The organism is Mesorhizobium sp. KR9-304 (assembly GCF_040049215.1).
Classification (GTDB): Bacteria; Pseudomonadota; Alphaproteobacteria; order Rhizobiales; family Rhizobiaceae; genus Mesorhizobium_K.
The window spans coordinates 1,251,233-1,266,392 of the sequence record NZ_JBDZDN010000001.1 but is presented as its reverse complement, the minus strand read 5'-3'; the positions used below and the strand labels follow the sequence as shown (position 1 = coordinate 1,266,392).

The following is a 15,160-nucleotide window of genomic DNA, read 5'->3' as shown; positions in this document are numbered from 1 at the left end:
ATTGAGACAGCCTTCCCGGTCTCCAAAAGCTGACCGACGATCGCGTTACAACGGTGGCGCCATTTGGTTCGGCGTACTGAAAGAACTCGGGGACCAGACTTAAAGGGCAACATGAGTCGTAAGACGTTCCAGCGACACAGTGGGTACCTGGCTTGAGATGAGGGTTCCGCCCCTTTCTGCAAAGGCAATGAAAGTCGCGCGCGCCGTTTCCGAATCGATGAGGCCAGCGATCGCGGCTTTGCAGCGTTGAGCGCGACCGAATGTGCTCTATTGCGATCGCCGCCGGCCAGTCCTCAAGAAGGATGCAAGCCTCCATCGCGCATTCGACCTTCTGGGAAAACCGCATCCCACAAGGATGTCGACCGGTTTCCTAAAGCGGGTGTGATCCTTGCTGCTCTTTTCATCGCGCTGGCGGCCGGGCGCTTGACTGGTTCGCGGCGAGTGCGGCGTGGACAGAATCCGTGTGCCGCAGGCACACGCCGACAGGCCTCCCCGCTTTCAATGGTAAGACTTGCATCCGCGGCCTCAATCGGCGTCTTGACCTCGCTGGAGAGCGGTGGGGGCGGCAAAGTCTGATGCGCCCTCACCAATGCCTCAAGCCAGGCAGCGACCGTGAGCGGAACCCTCGCTCGCCCATCGAGCCATGCCTCTGCTTCTCTTCTTTCGCGGGAGAGAACTTCCGCAAGATCCCAAGCATCCCATCTCAGCGTCTTCAAACACTCGCGCAACCGGCTGGCAATCATGCCCGCACCTCCTGCCGCTGGTAGACGACATAGGCGACCGTGAACAAGATGAGCATCGCTGCGATCAGACCGGAGATCTGTGGCCAGACAATAAGCAGGCTTTGCGCCGTCGGCAGCGGAGCTCCTATGACCGCGCCTTCGAGTTGATCGTAAAACAGCGGGCCGACGGATCGCGCCGCCGGATCGAGCAGCATGGCGGTCACCTCGCCGTATAGCGTCTGCGGGGAGATGCGGGCGATCGACTGCTGCCATTCGAACTGGGTAAGCACGGTCATCGGGTTGAGCGGATCGATCGGCACGATGGCGCCGGCAATCAACGGTGCGATCATGCCCCAAAAGACCGTCAGCACCAGCCAGGCCGACAGGGCCGCAAGCGCCGAGGTGGCCGGCGAACGGATTACGGTCGAGAAGGCGATGGCCAGCGCGAGCCACACGCCGCCATAGGCGAGCGTCGCGGCCAGATAGGCCAGACCACGCACGATGTCCGCACCTGAGGGCGGAAGGCCGAGGAAAAGGATGCCGAGCCCGGTCATCAACAGCCAGAGCGTCAGCAGCGCGATGGCGATGACCAGCAGTCCGCCCAGGAACTTGCCGAAGAGAACGGCATCCCGGTAGATCGGCTGGGCGAGCAGCCGGCTCATGGTGCGGCGCGAATATTCGCCGTTGATGGCATCGAAGCCGAGTGCGATCGCCACCAAAGGCAGCAGAAAGCCCACGAAGGTCGCGAAAGAAGGCAACGGCTCGCGCGCCACCGTAAACAGCTTGAGGAACAGGTAGGCATCCTCCGCCGTGGTATCCTGTATGCGTCCAATGGCGCCGTAAACTGCGCCGATCGCCGTCAGAAGAACGAGCAACATCATCAAATGCATGCGGGCACTTGTCATGTGGTCGGCGGCCTCCTTGAGCGCTACTGTGGCGACGCCTTTGAGCGGGGAACCCTCACGCCGCATTGGCAACCTCCCTGAAATATCTGTTGTAGGCTTCGTCCAGCCGCGCCCGACGCAGGTTGAGATTTTTCAGCGAGCCTCCCGCTTCGACAACCAGTCGCGCCAGCTCGGGGCGCACGTCGCGGGTCGCCTCGATCTGCCAGAATCCCCTTGTGGGCGCGCTGACCGATTTCACCCCTTCCGCGGCAGCAGCAATTCCGGCGAGGTCGATCCCTTCCGCCTCGACGTCGACGATGAAGGCGCCGCCTCCAATTCTGGCGGCCAGTTCCTCGATCGTGCCAAGGAAACCGATGCGGCCCCTGTTGAACAGCGCGACCCGGTGGCAGATCGACTGCACAACGTCGAGCATGTGCGATGACAGCAGGATGGTCATGCCGTCGCTGCTCAACTGCTGGATCAAGTCGAGCAATTCCTGCGTGGATTGTGGATCCAGACCTGACGTCGGCTCGTCGAGGATCGCCACCCGGCAGTCGCGCATCAGGAGCTCGGCAATCCCGAGCCGTTGTCGCATGCCGCGCGAATATGTGCCGGCGGGCCGATCGGCCACGTTCGCCAGACGCACCTTGTCGAGCGCAGCGGCAATGCGCTCGCGTGCAAGCTCGCGCGACAGACCCGCGAGCCTTGCCGTGTAGGCGAGATTCTCCCTCCCGGTCATGCTGTCGTAAAAGCCGATCGCATCGGGCAGATAGCCAGCCTCACGCTTCACCTGGAGTGGCTGGCGCAACGGGTCTTTGCCGAGGATGCGGACGCTGCCCTCGCTGGGCTCAGTCAAGCCGAGCAGCATAAGGATGGTGGTGGTCTTACCGGCGCCGTTAGGACCAAGCAGCCCAATCACTTCTCCGGCTTGCACCGCGAGGTCGATACCGGCGACGGCAACGGTTGGCCCATAGTGCTTCGCGAGGCCTTTTGCCTCTATGACTGTCGTGCTCATCGCCGGCCATACCTCATCACAGCGCCACCAAGAACAAGGACCGCGGCGGCAATGACGCCGAGACCGGCGATACCCCACGTCGTCGAGGTTCTCACCGTGGTCCGGAACTGAACCTCCTCCGACACCGAACCGCCAGCGGCCCGCACATCGACCATGTAATCGCCGGCTATTGCGCGCTCTGACGGCTTGATCTTGACGGCGACCTCGCTGGCGGCGTTGGGCGCAAGCGTCGCCATCTCCTTGGGATCGAATTCGACGGACCAGTCCGACGGTGGGGTCGCGGACAATTCCAGGTCAGTGGCCGGGGAGCTGCCGTTGTTGACAAGAGTGAACGTAAAACTCGTCTCCTTGCCGGCTTCGGCTTCGCCGGACAGCCGTTCTTGCGGCCCGACGATCGCCACCTGCGGCTCGCCGGTGACATCGAGACTGAGCTCGGTCGATGCGCTCTGGTTGCCTCCGGTAACCTGGAAGTTGACCGGATATTGGCCGGCCGGCGTTGCGCGGGACGGCACAACCTCGATTGTCACGGTCTCCGATGCGTCGGCGGCGATCGGAAGACCGGTGATTTCTTCGGACCCGTAACCCTTCTTGAAGCGGGTCTGGAAGCCCGCCGGGACGTCGGCTGCCAGGTTGAAAAGGCCATCTTCGCCGCTGTCGTTGGTGACGTTCACCTTGAAGGAGAAGGTCGAGCGAGCTGTGCCTCGCAGGGCGGGCAGCTCCGGCTCGAGTTTCAAGGCGGCGTTAGTCGTCTCTTCCTCCGAGAGCCGCACTGTCATGGGCAGCGTCACGGTTTCCGCACCCGTGCGGGCCCGCACCTCGATTGGATAGGACTTGTCTGCGGCGGCTTCGACCGGCGGCGTGAGTTCGAGCGTGAGGCGTTCCGTGGAATCAGGTCCTACGATTGCCGCCGACACTTCCTTGCCGCCCCCCTTGAGCGCCCAGTCCCAGTCCTGCGGCACCCCAGAGATCTCTATCGCAGCGCGTTGCGGTGGCAGCTTTTCGTTGCGCAGCGAAAGCGAGATCGATTCCGTTTCGCCGGGTTTGATCGCCAGTTCCGGGTAGGGCGTGGTCAGCCAGAACCCCGAAAGCTCTGCAGGTTGGCCAGCCTGCCCAGCCTGACTGGCTGCCTGTTGAGCTGTCACGGGCAGCGGTGTCAAAAGCACGGTGGCAAGGCCTGCAGCTACTATCGTTGAAAAGGATTTTTTCATTCTCATCTCCCTTGTCTTGGTTGCTGTTGCATAGACGCGCAGTGCCGATCACTCCCTATCGGATCACCAGGAAGAACCGCGCACCGCCGCGGAAAAGTGCGAGCGCGAGCGTCCCTTTGGCGTTGCGGACCGCTTGCGCCAGTTCGGATGCGGATGAGACCGGAGTGCGGTTGACGGCCGCGATGACATCGCCCGTGCGCAATCCCGCCTGCGCCGCTGGGCTGTCCGGCTCAACCTCCGTCACGACGACACCTTCAGAACCGTCTTGGAACGTAGCGCCTGCAAGCCTGTCCGGCATTGCCGCGGCAGAAGTACCGGGCTCGGCTTCAACACTCATCTTCACTGTGCGGCGCGTGCCGTCGCGCAGATAACCGATTTCGATCTCGGACCGGAGCGGCGCAAGGCCGACGCGGTTGCGCAAGTCGGCCGAACCTGAAATTTGGCTTCCGTCGACGCTGACGATCACGTCGCCGGCCTGGAGGCCGGCGGCAGCGGCGGGCGAGTTGTCTTCCACGCTTCCGACCACCGCGCCGTAGGCTTGCGAAATTCCGAGCGCCTCGGCTAGATCAGGTGTCAAATCCTGAATCGAGACGCCGATGCGCCCGCGACGCACCTCGCCATGCTCGATGATCTGCTTCATCACCGCCGAGACCATGTCGACCGGCACAGCGAAGCCGATGCCGACATTGCCGCCGGCAGGAGCGATGATCGCGGTGTTGATGCCGACCAAACTGCCGGTGGTCGTTACCAGCGCGCCACCGGAATTGCCCGGATTGATCGATGCATCCGTCTGGATGAAGTCTTCATATCCTTCGATGTTGATGCCGCTTCGCCCCAGCGCGCTCACGATGCCAGAGGTCACCGTCTGCCCGAGGCCGAAAGGATTGCCGATGGCGACCACGCTATCGCCTACGCGCAACGAATCGGGATCGCCGAGCGGCAACGCGGTCAGATTGTTTGCTTCGATCTTCAGGACGGCGATGTCGGTCGCCTTGTCGCTGCCGACGAGCTCAGCCGTGAAACGACGGCGATCCTTGAGCGTGACCGCAATTTCGCTGGCGCCTTCGACGACGTGATGATTGGTGATGACGTATCCTTGGACGGCGTCGACGATGACACCGGAGCCTGCGCTCATCCTAGGTGACTGGCGCGGCATCTCAGGCAGGTCGAAGAAGCGGCGGAAATAGGGATCGTTGTAGAGCGGGTTGTTTTCAGCCGGCGCGCCCGACGTGACCGCGATGTTGACGACAGCTGGCGTGACCTCTTCGAGCACATCGGCGAGAGGCCGTGCGTCGGCAATCTGCGCGGTGGCGGTCTGTGCCGTCACGGGCGCGACGCCGCACCCGGGAACCAAAAGAACAATGGCGGTAACCAGAATGGCGAAAAATCGGTTCACCCGCCTTGGCAAGCAAACGATCATCGTCGAACTCCCGAATATCCTCCTCGTTTCCCTTTGTTCCGGCGAGCGATATCGGGTCGTCGCCGCCGGATATTGAGATGAGGCCCCATCGAGGCCCCAGCTCACGAACACTCAGACGTGGCTTGGCTGCTCTTTTCTCCAAACGGGGATGGTCGCATCTTCGACCAAGATGTCCTTACTTCGCGCAAACGCGACGAAAACACCCCGTGCGGTTTCGGGATCTACCTCACCGGCAAGCGCGGCTTTGCATGCACAGGTCGCTGCCCGTTGCTCAGGACTGTTGCCGCCCCACTCCGATGCGAACTGGTAGGCGTCGAACACGGTGTTGAGTTGTCGGGGAAAGCCAAGTCCGACCCATAAGTGAACTGGCTTTTCGAATGGCTGTGCAAGCATAGATACCTCCTTGGCTCTTGGGCCGAAAACGGCGCCGGTTGGTCGTTGCCGCGTTGCGGGCGCAAAAATCTCCAAAGCGCGTTAGCTTGGCGATGCAGATACGTGCTGGGCCGCAAGAAACATCAGAGCGGACGCAACAGTTCTGCGACGCCAGCCAGCTTTCACAGCGGTCTCGACCATGAGATCGAGCACCGGCCTCAACACGTCCTTGCACTCGGCCTCATAGGCGACGAATTCCCCCGCCTGGTGCTTCGGCGGGGGAACGGTTCCGACATTTGCGACGACATTCATGGATCGCTCTCTCACTTGATCGGGGACGGCCCGCTCCTTCAGCGGAGCGGGCCAGCCTTGAACTTGTTAAAAGTCCATGCCCGCGCCTGCCGGCATCGACGGTGCTGCCTCCTTCTTCGGCTTCTCGGCAACCATCGCCTCGGTGGTGACCAGCAGGCCGGCAACAGACGCCGCGTCCTGCAGGGCGGTGCGCACCACCTTGGCCGGGTCGATCACGCCCTGTTTGTAGAGATCGCCGAATTCGTTGGTCTGGGCGTTCCAGCCGTGGGCGAACTCTGACTTTTCACGCAGCTTGCCGACGATGATCGAACCTTCGGCGCCAGCGTTCTCGGCGATCTGGCGTGCCGGAGCCTCGATGGCTCGCCGCACTATCTCGACACCCGTCCGCTGGTCGGCATTGTCGACCTGGACGTTATCCAGTGCCTTTGCGGCCCTCAGCAGCGCCACGCCACCACCCGGCAGGATACCTTCCTCGACGGCAGCGCGCGTTGCATGCAGCGCGTCGTCGACCCGGTCCTTGCGTTCCTTGACCTCGACCTCTGTCGAGCCGCCAACGCGGATCACCGCGACGCCGCCCGCCAGTTTGGCCAGCCGCTCCTGTAGCTTCTCACGGTCATAGTCGGACGTGGTCTCTTCGATCTGCGCCTTGATCTGGGCGACACGGCCCTGGATCTCGGCCTTGCGACCAGCGCCGTCGACGATCGTGGTATCTTCCTTCTCGATCACCACCTTCTTGGCGCGGCCGAGCATCTGCAGCGTCACGTTCTCCAGCTTGATGCCGAGATCCTCGCTGATCGCGGTGCCGCCGGTGAGGATCGCAATGTCCTCGAGCATCGCCTTGCGGCGGTCGCCGAAGCCCGGCGCCTTGACGGCTGCGACCTTGAGCCCGCCGCGCAGCTTGTTGACGACCAGCGTGGCAAGCGCCTCGCCCTCAACGTCCTCAGCGATTATGAGCAGTGGCTTGCCCGACTGCACAACGGCCTCGAGGACCGGAAGCATCGCTTGCAGGTTGGAGAGCTTCTTCTCGTGGATCAGCACATACGGCTCTTCCAGCTCGACGCGCATCTTGTCCTGGTTGGTGATGAAGTAGGGCGATAGATAGCCGCGATCGAACTGCATGCCTTCGACCACCTCGAGCTCGGTGTTGGCTGTCTTGGCCTCCTCGACGGTGATGACGCCCTCATTGCCGACCTTCTGCATCGCCTCGGCGAGGAAGCGGCCAATCTCCGCGTCGCCATTGGCCGAGATGGTGCCGACCTGGGCGATTTCGTCATTCTTTGTGACCTTGCGGGCGTTCTTTTTCAGCTCCTCGACGACCGCGTCCACGGCTTTGTCGATGCCGCGCTTCAGGTCCATCGGATTCATGCCCGACGCCACGGCCTTGGCGCCTTCCTTGACGATCGCCTGGGCGAGAACGGTGGCCGTGGTGGTGCCATCGCCGGCAATGTCGCTGGTCTTGGAGGCGACTTCACGCACCATCTGCGCGCCCATGTTCTCGAACTTGTCCTCAAGCTCGATTTCCTTCGCCACGGTCACGCCGTCCTTGGTGATGCGGGGCGCGCCGAACGACTTGTCGATGACGACGTTGCGGCCCTTGGGCCCCAGCGTCACCTTCACGGCATTGGCGAGTGTGTCGACGCCCCGCAGCATCTTCTCGCGCGCGTCGGAATGGAATTTGACTTCCTTGGCAGCCATTGGATCACTCCTTCTTAGGCAGCTTTCGTTGACTGATCTCTTCTTTCAAAGCCTCAGGCGGCCTTCTTCAGCGCAGCCTGCGCCTCGATGACGCCCATCACGTCGCTTTCCTTCATGATGAGCAGGTCTTCGCTGTCGAGCTTGATCTCGGTGCCGGACCACTTGCCGAACAGGATGCGGTCGCCGACCTTCACGTCGAGCTCGACCAGCTTGCCGCTTTCATCGCGCGCGCCGGGGCCGATGGCGATCACTTCGCCTTGCTGCGGTTTTTCCTTGGCGGTGTCGGGGATGATGATGCCGCCGGCCGTTTTCTCATCGGCCTCGATGCGGCGGACCAGGATGCGGTCATGCAATGGACGGAACGCCATGTCGTTCTCCTTCAGGACAAACAGATTTTTGAAGTTCCTCCACACCGGACCGGCAATGTCGGGCCGGTGCGGGGCGCTGCGACCCTTCGTCAGGCATCGCGCGCAATTCGAGCTAGTTTTCGGAATTTGGCATTTCAAGAGGTTCACGCTAAAATTTTAGCACTCTCATGTGGCGAGTGCTAGCGCATTGTAATCGTAGCGCATTTTTTCGATCGCACGAGGCATCCGCCCTCTTGAACTCGGCGAAAATTTCACCAAAATTCTGTCGTCACAGCGCTGATTTCGGCGCCAACAAACAGGAGTTTATCTGCGAGCGGAGGACCATCGATGGACAAGAAGCCAGCCCCGATCATCCCTTCAATTGCGCCCGAAACCTCGGACCCTTTCCTCGACCGGCTTTTGACGCCGGCGCGCTTCTTCAAGCGTCCGGACGACGTGCTGGCCGACCGCACGCTGGATGTGCGGGAAAAGCGCGCCATCCTTTCTTCATGGGCCTCGGACGCCTGCGCGGTTGAATCCATGCCGGCGTTGCGCCAGCCGCCCGGCGCGGAAAGCCCCATCTCCTTCGACGAGATCATGGACGCCCTCGTGAGCCTCGACAACGTGCATCCGACAACCGCCAGCGGTGCGCGGAACTACGAGAACTCTCAGCGACTTGATGCCTAGCTTCAGCGAAAGGAGACTTGCATGGCGAGCCGAGTAAGCCGGGAGTTCCGGCTGCAGATGGAAGGCTACGGCCTGACGACCGCCGAGATTCACTATCACTTGCCTGACCATCCGAGCCTCCTGGAGCTCTTCGTCTGGCAGGAATACGATCTCGCCCCCCACTTTCCTTCGCTGCAAGGCTTTCTCGGCTATTGGGAGCGCGAGCTCGAAGGCGCGCTCCACTCCGTCCGCGTTGCCCATCATCGGCTGATCAGGCCGTCCGAATGGAATGCCGTGGACGGCATCATCGCGCTTCATTGATAGGTCTGCGGAAAAGCGGTGCTGCGCGCTCATTGCCTGCCAAGCCTGGTTTCAAGCAAGCTTGCCATCCCCGCGAGAGCAAACCGGCCTTGCGGGCGGCCTTCAGAAAGGATTTTCGCGCCTCGCGTTCGCTGCGCCAGCCATCGAGGGCGTCCCGACAGATTCGATAGCTGCACGCCAGCTTCGGCCGCGCGCCCATTGAGGCCACTGCTGCCCCATGCATTCGATTGCTTCGTAAATGCTCGCAACGCTGCGCTTTCCCGTTGCCTGGAACTTGAGAACAACAGGCTCGGGAAACCGAATATCGTTCATCACTTCCTCCTCTGTTCTGATTGTAGTCTGAGAGCAAGCAATCGGGCGGTTACAGGCACCCGCTTACGAGATGGTTGGCGGCCTGGCGCGCGTCAAGATTTCCGGCTGGTACAATCTTCCAGGCGTTGGAACTCACTCGTCCTCGTCAACTTCCAGCAAATCGATCAAGGTAGCCACACACGTGCCAGGCAGAGGTCGCCCCTGGTTGATCAACGCCTCGTCGCCATTGAGCCACGCCCACGCCTCGCGTGGTTCCTCCGGGGACGCGCCGGTAGCCCTCCGCGATCAAGGTTTCGTCGATCGGCCCGAGCACCGATATCACGTGCTCTCGCGCCATAGTGATGGTTCGATACCTCAAGCTGTGTGCTTCCTTCCTAGAAGAACGATCAGCGGGAGAATGCTGGGTCAGAACGGTGTGTTCCAAGCTGCTCTATCACTTTGTTTGTTGCTACTCTTGACGTCGTGGGAGCAAATTCCCAGATCGATAGCGCCGGCTGCCAAAGTGGGCCGGCATGGTCAAGGAGCGCCGCCTTCTTGGCGCTCCTCGTACCCATGTTGCTCAACGCAAGGAGGATATGGCTATGAGAACCGCTTTCGACTTTTCACCGCTCTATCGGTCGAGCATTGGCTTCGACCGCGTCTTCGATCTGCTCGAGAATGCGAGCAGGGTGACGACCGTCGACAACTGGCCTCCCTACGACATCGCGAAGATCGGCGACGACGACTACCGCATCACGATGGCGGTGGCCGGCTTCGCGGAGAACGAGCTGTCGATGACCCAGGAGCAGAACATGCTCATGGTGGCGGGTCAGAAGTCCGGCGAGGAGACCGGCGAGTATCTTCATCGCGGCATCGCCGGGCGCGCCTTCGAGCGCCGCTTCCAGTTGGCCGACCATGTGAAGGTCACCGGCGCCGGGCTGAAGAACGGCCTGCTGACGATCGATCTCAAGCGCGAGATTCCTGAAGAGATGAAGCCGCGCCGGATCGAGATCGCCGGTGGCAAGGTCGCGCCGAAGATCGAGAGCACGAAGACCAAGGCAGAGGCCGAAAAGCAGGCTGCCTGATCAATCGATGACAGCAACTCGACTGGTGGCCGGGCTTCAAGCCCGGCTCGCCAGCGGAGCTTTGCCCAAGACACGGAAGGAGAAAGATGATGGGCGTACGTGATTTGATCCCCTGGGGCCGAGAAGAAGGCAACAGGACTCCAACCGTTTTTCGCGACGGCGATCGCGATCCATTCCTGTCGCTGCACCGTGAGGTGAACCGGCTGTTCGACGACGTTTTTCGCGGCTTCGACAGCCGACTGCCGTCGCTTGGCAGGTTCTCCCCTTTCGGCGGGAACTGGCCGAGCGTGGAAATTTCCGACGAAGAGAAGGAGATCCGCGTCACGGCAGAGGTGCCTGGACTGGAGGAGAAGGACATCGAGGTCCTACTCGATGACGGCGTGCTGACGCTCAAGGGCGAGAAGCGCTCCGAGACGGAGGACAACAATCGCCAGTTCTCTGAACGCTTCTACGGCCGCTTCGAGCGCCGCGTTCCGCTCGGCTACGATGTCGAGGAGGACAAGGTTTCGGCCGCCTTCAAGAACGGCGTGCTGACCGTCACTTTGCCTAAAACGGCGAAGGCCCAGTCACACGTCAAGCGCATCGAGATCAAGAGCTGATCGGTATGAGGCGGCTCCAGCCGCCTCATACACTCCAGTTAGCAATTTCGACTTTTAGGCAGATCGCTGCCAGTTTGCCGCGCGTTAGGGGGCTGCATCGTTGATCGCGACCGCAGAGCCGCACCAAGTCAGCCACATCCTCTCGAGTGATCTGGTCCACTAGGATATGGACAGACGCGAGTGCCGCCGGCCGTTAGAGGAATTTGGAGCTGGCCTCTACGAGCCAATTGCGGTCGATAGCTAACGGCCGCTTTTCATCCTTCAAGTCCAAAAGCGGACCGTCCGTTGACGGCCCCAAAGCTGTCGAACCGCTTCGCGCCTCATTTCGGTCATCGCGCCCGGCATTTCCCTACGCTGAGAGCGGACATCGTTGCGAGGGAAGCGCGAAGCCTGGGTCGCCGCCAGCAGCCGCTAGCGAGGCATATCTGACAACGGAGGGAAGCACTACATTGATCTAAGGCTACGGCAAGCAGCACGAGGCGTCAGGCAGGTCTACGCGGAACGTCAGTCGCGAATTCCAAGCCTGGTCATCTTTTCCCAGAGCGTCGAGCGGCCGATGCCCAGCAGTTCCGCCGCCTTGATGACCTGACCGCCGGTCTGTTCCAGCGCACGTTCGATTTGCCGGCGTTCGGCCGCGTCGCGCACATCGGCCAGCGGCAGGAAGCCGGGCTGAGACTGCGTTCCCGGGCGGTCGGGAAAGAGGTCGCCCGGCATGATCCATTCCGAAGCCGTGAGCGCCACGGCGCGATCGACGCGGTTGCGCAGTTCGCGCACATTGCCGGGCCACGGATGAGCGAGCGCCGCTTCCTCCGTCAGCGCGCTGAAGCCGCGGATGCGGGCGTCGGAGCGCGCGATGGCGTTTTCGAGGAAGCGGTCGAGCAGCCATACGATGTCCTCGGGCCGCTGTCTCAGCGGCGGGATCTCGACGGGCAGCACGGCGAGCCGGAAATAGAGGTCCTCGCGAAAGCCCAAGGCCTGCCCGGCCGCGAGGTCACGGTGCGTTGCCGCCACGATGCGGGCGCGGAAGGCTACGGGTGTCTCGCCACCAAGCCGCGTGAAGGCTTCGTTCTCGATCAGACGGAGCAGCTTGGCCTGCAGCGCCGCCGGCATGTCGCCGATCTCGTCGAGAAACAGCGTGCCGCCTTTTGCCCGCTCGGCATAGCCGAGATGGCGCTGGTGGGCGCCCGTAAAGGCGCCCTTCTCGTGGCCGAAGATCTCGCTTTCGAGGAGTTCGGCCGGGATCGCGGCGCAGTTTACGGCGACGAAGGGCTGTTCGGCCCGCGCCGAGACCTGATGCAGCAGGCGGGCGGCGACTTCCTTGCCAGATCCCGTCTCGCCGGTGATGAGAACGGGCAAATCATGGGCGGCATAGCGGTGGACGAGGTCCTCTGCATGCTGGATCGCCGGCGACTGGCCAAGCACATAATCTCTCAGCCGAACGCCGGAGCGCGCCGTGCGCCGGCCGGCGGCAATCCGCTTCAGGAAGTCGTCCATCGCGAAGGGCTTGGTCATGAAGTCGACGGCGCCCGAGCGCATGAGGCGGATCGCCTGGTCGATCTCGGCGAACCCCGTGACAAACAGGACGGGCGGGCGGTTCGGCTGCCGTGCGAGTTGCTCGAACACCGCCTCGCCGGACATGTCCGGAAGCCTGATGTCGCAGACGACGAGGTCGAACTCCGAGGCGACGCGGCCAAGCTCGGCGACTGCTTCCCCGCCAGTTTGCCACCAGGTAACGTCCCAGCCTTCGAGTTCCAGCCGCTGGACGATGGAGCCGCCCATGACGGGATCGTCCTCGACCAGCCCGACGCGCGCGCGATCAGGCGGCATGGCTGCGTTCATGTTGCGCCTCCTCCCGGATCGGCAGGATTAGGGTGACGACCGAACCCGTCGCCCGGTCGGTATCGACGGTGGTTTTGCCTCCACATGCGTCGACCATGCGACGCACCATCCACAGGCCGAGCCCCCTGCCGGCGCTCACGGCGGGACCAGGGTCCGCCTCCGTCAGCATGCAAATTGAATCGTTGGGCATGCCCGGCCCCTGGTCGGAGACGGTGAGCTTCAACCGATCCGCTGTCCGCTCGACCTTGAGGCCGATCTCGCCGCCTTCGGGGGTCGCCGCGCTGGCATTGAGCAGAAGGTTGAGCACGGCTTGCCGTACCGGCCCGCCGGGGATCGTTGCCGCGGTGTCGGCGGGCCAGTCGACTTGCCAGTCCAGCCGCTGCCTGCGCCTGCGCAGTTCCGGCTTCATGAGGACGCGGGCGTCCTCGAGGTCCTGGGCGCTCAAGGGTCGCGCCGATCGCTCCGGGCGATAGGTGGCAAGCGCTGCCTCGACCACCTCGCGGATGCCGTGCAGCCCGCGCTCGATCAGGTCGATCGAGGTGTCGCGGACCCCGGGCGTTGCGCCATGCGTCTTCAGAGTGTCGATGGCGTTGAACAGGCCGCCCAGCGGATTGTTGATCTCGTGCGCCATGCCGGAGGCGAGGCGTCCGAGGCTCGCCAGCTTTTCCTCCTCGGCAAGCTGCATGGCGAAGTTCGAGCGTTCGCGCTCGGCGTGGACGAGCGCGTTGTAGCCGCTGAAAAGGCTCGCCACCTCGCCACCGCGGGCCGGGAAGTCCGCTGACGGGATTGGCTCGGCCACCCCGTTTGCCGCGGCGCGCATGTGGTCCTCGAGCACGCGCATCGGCTCGATCATCCGGCGCACCAGCAGGAAGCCGCCGAGCGCGAAGACGGCGGCGAGGATGGCGTTGGTAACGAGCAGGGTCACGAGGATCTCGCGGCGCTCGGCAAAGAGGTGCGAGACGTCGAAGGTTGCATGGATCGCCCCGACAACCTGTCCCTGGTGCATCAGGTCACGGCGGGCGAAGCCGGTGGCCGCCTTCGCATCGAGTGTGACGGTCCTCGCGCCGTAGCGCGCGGCATAGGCTTCCGGGAGGTCCGAGAAGGAGGGAATGCGGGTCGGGTCCGTGGCCGCCAGAACCCTGAGATCGGCGCCGGTGACGACAGCCTCGACCGGCGAAAGCGCCTCGTAGGAGGTCTGCGATCGGTCGAGCGCGTCGAAGACTTCCCACACGTCGCCGCGCAGCACTGCCGGCAGCACCGAGGCCGACAGCCCGTCGAGATAGCTGCCGGCAAGCCCGTCGAGGAAGGATTCCTGCGTCCGAGACAGGCGGTCGAGCACGCGCTCCGAGAGGACTGCGCTGATCGCCACCATCAGGAGCGCCACCAGGACGGGCACCCGGTAGGAGACGGGAATGGCGCGCAGGCGGCCGATGAGCCTCATCCAAACCGCCTCACCGTATCGACTTTGGCCGCGATCGTGTCGAACAATTCGGGCTCCGTGGCAACGAAGCCGTCGAGACGCAGCAGGGCGAGAACCTTTCGTCCGTTCGCGTCACGATCCATCGTCGTCAGCGCTTCCTTCAGCCGTGCGACGCGGGGATCGCTTGCCAGTCCCTTCGGCGATGCCACCGGAGGGAAGCCGAGCCATTCGGAGCGTCGCAGGATGCGCGTCTGGCCGACGAGGTCCGGCTCCAGTTCGCTCATTACATCCCAGACATAGCCGTCGACGCTCCCGGATTGGGCGAGGCCCGATGCCACCGCCCGGATCACGTTGCGGTGGCCGTAGGTGTAGAAATGACGGGAGAAGAAGCCTTCGGGCCTAAGCCCGTTCTCCGCGAGCAGGGCGCGGGTGACGAGGAAGCCTGAATTCGAGTCGGGGTCGGAGAAGGCATGCATGTCGCCTTTGAGGTCTTCCCATGTATCCGCATGCCTGTCTGCCGCGACGATCAGGTAGGACTGGTAGCGCGGCTGGCCGTGCCAGGACGGTGTTGCGACGAGGTCGAGGTCGGCCTTGAACTGGACGTAGGGGTAGCCGCAGATCCACGCGGCGTGGAGCTGGCCCGAGACCAGCAGCGCCGTGATCTCCTGGTAGGTCCGCCGGCTGACCAGTTCGACCGGCTCGCCGATCGCTTCGGTCAGGTAGGCGCGAAGGGCCGCGAGCAGTTCAAGGTCGTTTGACAGGAAGACGGGTGTCAGGCCGAACTTGAAGCCGTTGCCCTCGGCGTGGGGGTGGCCCGGGGCAAACGCGACCGATGCTGCCGCCCCGGCGCAGAGCGCCATGGCCGAACGGCGCGTGAGTACTTTGCCCGCGGCTGGGTACCGTGCAGACAACTTCGCTGTCCTCCCTGGTAGCAAGACTAGCGCCGGGGTCACCGAAAATCGAC

14 protein-coding genes and 1 pseudogene are annotated in these 15,160 nt (G+C 63.1%); 4 read left to right on the top strand and 11 right to left on the bottom strand.

Annotated features, from left to right (window positions below; translation table 11 throughout):
- Window positions 1-739: 739 nt before the first annotated feature.
- The 7 genes from ABLE71_RS06040 to ABLE71_RS06010 form a co-directional block, all read right to left on the bottom strand.
- Window positions 740-1,693 carry an ABC transporter permease gene (locus tag ABLE71_RS06040; RefSeq protein WP_348782448.1) on the bottom strand — a complete coding sequence of 318 codons (954 nt, stop codon included), beginning with the start codon at window positions 1,691-1,693 and terminating at the stop codon, window positions 740-742.
- Entirely contained in the window at window positions 1,683-2,621 is a 939-nt protein-coding gene (locus ABLE71_RS06035; RefSeq protein WP_348782447.1) for an ABC transporter ATP-binding protein, read from the bottom strand. The genes ABLE71_RS06040 and ABLE71_RS06035 overlap by 11 nt, the downstream gene beginning before the upstream one ends.
- Window positions 2,618-3,829 (bottom strand): NEW3 domain-containing protein, encoded by a 1,212-nt coding sequence (locus ABLE71_RS06030; RefSeq protein ID WP_348782446.1) that lies wholly within the window; start codon window positions 3,827-3,829, stop codon window positions 2,618-2,620. Before ABLE71_RS06030 ends, ABLE71_RS06035 begins: the two co-directional genes overlap by 4 nt.
- A 55-nt stretch (window positions 3,830-3,884) precedes the next feature.
- Complete coding sequence (locus tag ABLE71_RS06025) at window positions 3,885-5,156, bottom strand: DegQ family serine endoprotease (protein ID WP_348782445.1); 1,272 nt, start codon at window positions 5,154-5,156, stop codon at window positions 3,885-3,887.
- Window positions 5,157-5,360: 204 nt separating this feature from the next.
- Window positions 5,361-5,642 carry a DUF982 domain-containing protein gene (locus tag ABLE71_RS06020; protein WP_348782444.1) on the bottom strand — a complete coding sequence of 94 codons (282 nt, stop codon included), beginning with the start codon at window positions 5,640-5,642 and terminating at the stop codon, window positions 5,361-5,363.
- 357 nt (window positions 5,643-5,999) lie between these two features.
- Complete coding sequence (groL, locus tag ABLE71_RS06015) at window positions 6,000-7,628, bottom strand: chaperonin GroEL (RefSeq protein ID WP_348782443.1); 1,629 nt, start codon at window positions 7,626-7,628, stop codon at window positions 6,000-6,002.
- 53 nt (window positions 7,629-7,681) lie between these two features.
- Window positions 7,682-7,996, bottom strand: coding sequence for a co-chaperone GroES (locus ABLE71_RS06010; protein ID WP_348782442.1), 315 nt, complete (start codon window positions 7,994-7,996; stop codon window positions 7,682-7,684).
- A gap of 327 nt (window positions 7,997-8,323) precedes the next feature.
- Here ABLE71_RS06010 and ABLE71_RS06005 point away from each other — a divergent pair, with 327 nt between their 5' ends.
- Both ABLE71_RS06005 and ABLE71_RS06000 read left to right on the top strand, forming a co-directional pair.
- Window positions 8,324-8,662, top strand: coding sequence for a hypothetical protein (locus ABLE71_RS06005; protein ID WP_348782441.1), 339 nt, complete (start codon window positions 8,324-8,326; stop codon window positions 8,660-8,662).
- Between the two features lie 21 nt (window positions 8,663-8,683).
- Complete coding sequence (locus ABLE71_RS06000) at window positions 8,684-8,962, top strand: usg protein (protein WP_348782440.1); 279 nt, start codon at window positions 8,684-8,686, stop codon at window positions 8,960-8,962.
- Here the strand turns inward: ABLE71_RS06000 and ABLE71_RS05995 are convergent.
- Window positions 8,946-9,274: pseudogene (locus ABLE71_RS05995) on the bottom strand (DUF982 domain-containing protein). The gene ABLE71_RS06000 and the pseudogene ABLE71_RS05995 overlap by 17 nt on opposite strands.
- 581 nt (window positions 9,275-9,855) lie before the next feature.
- On the opposite strand from ABLE71_RS05995, the gene ABLE71_RS05990 reads away from it, so the two are divergent.
- Both ABLE71_RS05990 and ABLE71_RS05985 read left to right on the top strand, forming a co-directional pair.
- Window positions 9,856-10,338 carry an Hsp20 family protein gene (locus ABLE71_RS05990; RefSeq protein WP_348782439.1) on the top strand — a complete coding sequence of 161 codons (483 nt, stop codon included), beginning with the start codon at window positions 9,856-9,858 and terminating at the stop codon, window positions 10,336-10,338.
- An 89-nt stretch (window positions 10,339-10,427) separates the two neighbouring features.
- Window positions 10,428-10,937, top strand: coding sequence for an Hsp20/alpha crystallin family protein (locus ABLE71_RS05985; RefSeq protein WP_348782438.1), 510 nt, complete (start codon window positions 10,428-10,430; stop codon window positions 10,935-10,937).
- 504 nt (window positions 10,938-11,441) lie between these two features.
- On the opposite strand, the gene ABLE71_RS05980 is transcribed toward ABLE71_RS05985, so the two are convergent.
- From ABLE71_RS05980 to ABLE71_RS05970, 3 genes are read right to left on the bottom strand one after another with little or no spacing between them, the layout of a single operon-like run.
- The gene (locus ABLE71_RS05980) at window positions 11,442-12,776 is read right to left on the bottom strand and encodes a sigma-54 dependent transcriptional regulator (protein WP_348782437.1); all 1,335 of its coding nucleotides are present in this window, start codon (window positions 12,774-12,776) and stop codon (window positions 11,442-11,444) included.
- Complete coding sequence (locus ABLE71_RS05975; protein ID WP_348782436.1) at window positions 12,754-14,217, bottom strand: HAMP domain-containing sensor histidine kinase; 1,464 nt, start codon at window positions 14,215-14,217, stop codon at window positions 12,754-12,756. Before ABLE71_RS05975 ends, ABLE71_RS05980 begins: the two co-directional genes overlap by 23 nt.
- Window positions 14,214-15,107: a PhnD/SsuA/transferrin family substrate-binding protein gene (locus ABLE71_RS05970; RefSeq protein ID WP_348782435.1), complete on the bottom strand. Its 894-nt coding sequence runs from the start codon at window positions 15,105-15,107 to the stop codon at window positions 14,214-14,216. Before ABLE71_RS05970 ends, ABLE71_RS05975 begins: the two co-directional genes overlap by 4 nt.
- Window positions 15,108-15,160: the final 53 nt, after the last annotated feature.

Coding starts and splice junctions, on each gene's coding strand:
- ABLE71_RS06040 (WP_348782448.1), bottom strand. CDS start 1,693: ATGCGGCGTGAGGGTTCCCCGCTCAAAGGCGTCGCCACAGTAGCGCTC.
- ABLE71_RS06035 (WP_348782447.1), bottom strand. CDS start 2,621: ATGAGCACGACAGTCATAGAGGCAAAAGGCCTCGCGAAGCACTATGGG.
- ABLE71_RS05975 (WP_348782436.1), bottom strand. CDS start 14,217: ATGAGGCTCATCGGCCGCCTGCGCGCCATTCCCGTCTCCTACCGGGTG.
- ABLE71_RS06020 (WP_348782444.1), bottom strand. CDS start 5,642: ATGCTTGCACAGCCATTCGAAAAGCCAGTTCACTTATGGGTCGGACTT.
- ABLE71_RS05990 (WP_348782439.1), top strand. CDS start 9,856: ATGAGAACCGCTTTCGACTTTTCACCGCTCTATCGGTCGAGCATTGGC.
- groL (WP_348782443.1), bottom strand. CDS start 7,628: ATGGCTGCCAAGGAAGTCAAATTCCATTCCGACGCGCGCGAGAAGATG.
- ABLE71_RS06010 (WP_348782442.1), bottom strand. CDS start 7,996: ATGGCGTTCCGTCCATTGCATGACCGCATCCTGGTCCGCCGCATCGAG.
- ABLE71_RS05985 (WP_348782438.1), top strand. CDS start 10,428: ATGGGCGTACGTGATTTGATCCCCTGGGGCCGAGAAGAAGGCAACAGG.
- ABLE71_RS06005 (WP_348782441.1), top strand. CDS start 8,324: ATGGACAAGAAGCCAGCCCCGATCATCCCTTCAATTGCGCCCGAAACC.
- ABLE71_RS06030 (WP_348782446.1), bottom strand. CDS start 3,829: ATGAAAAAATCCTTTTCAACGATAGTAGCTGCAGGCCTTGCCACCGTG.
- ABLE71_RS06000 (WP_348782440.1), top strand. CDS start 8,684: ATGGCGAGCCGAGTAAGCCGGGAGTTCCGGCTGCAGATGGAAGGCTAC.
- ABLE71_RS05980 (WP_348782437.1), bottom strand. CDS start 12,776: ATGAACGCAGCCATGCCGCCTGATCGCGCGCGCGTCGGGCTGGTCGAG.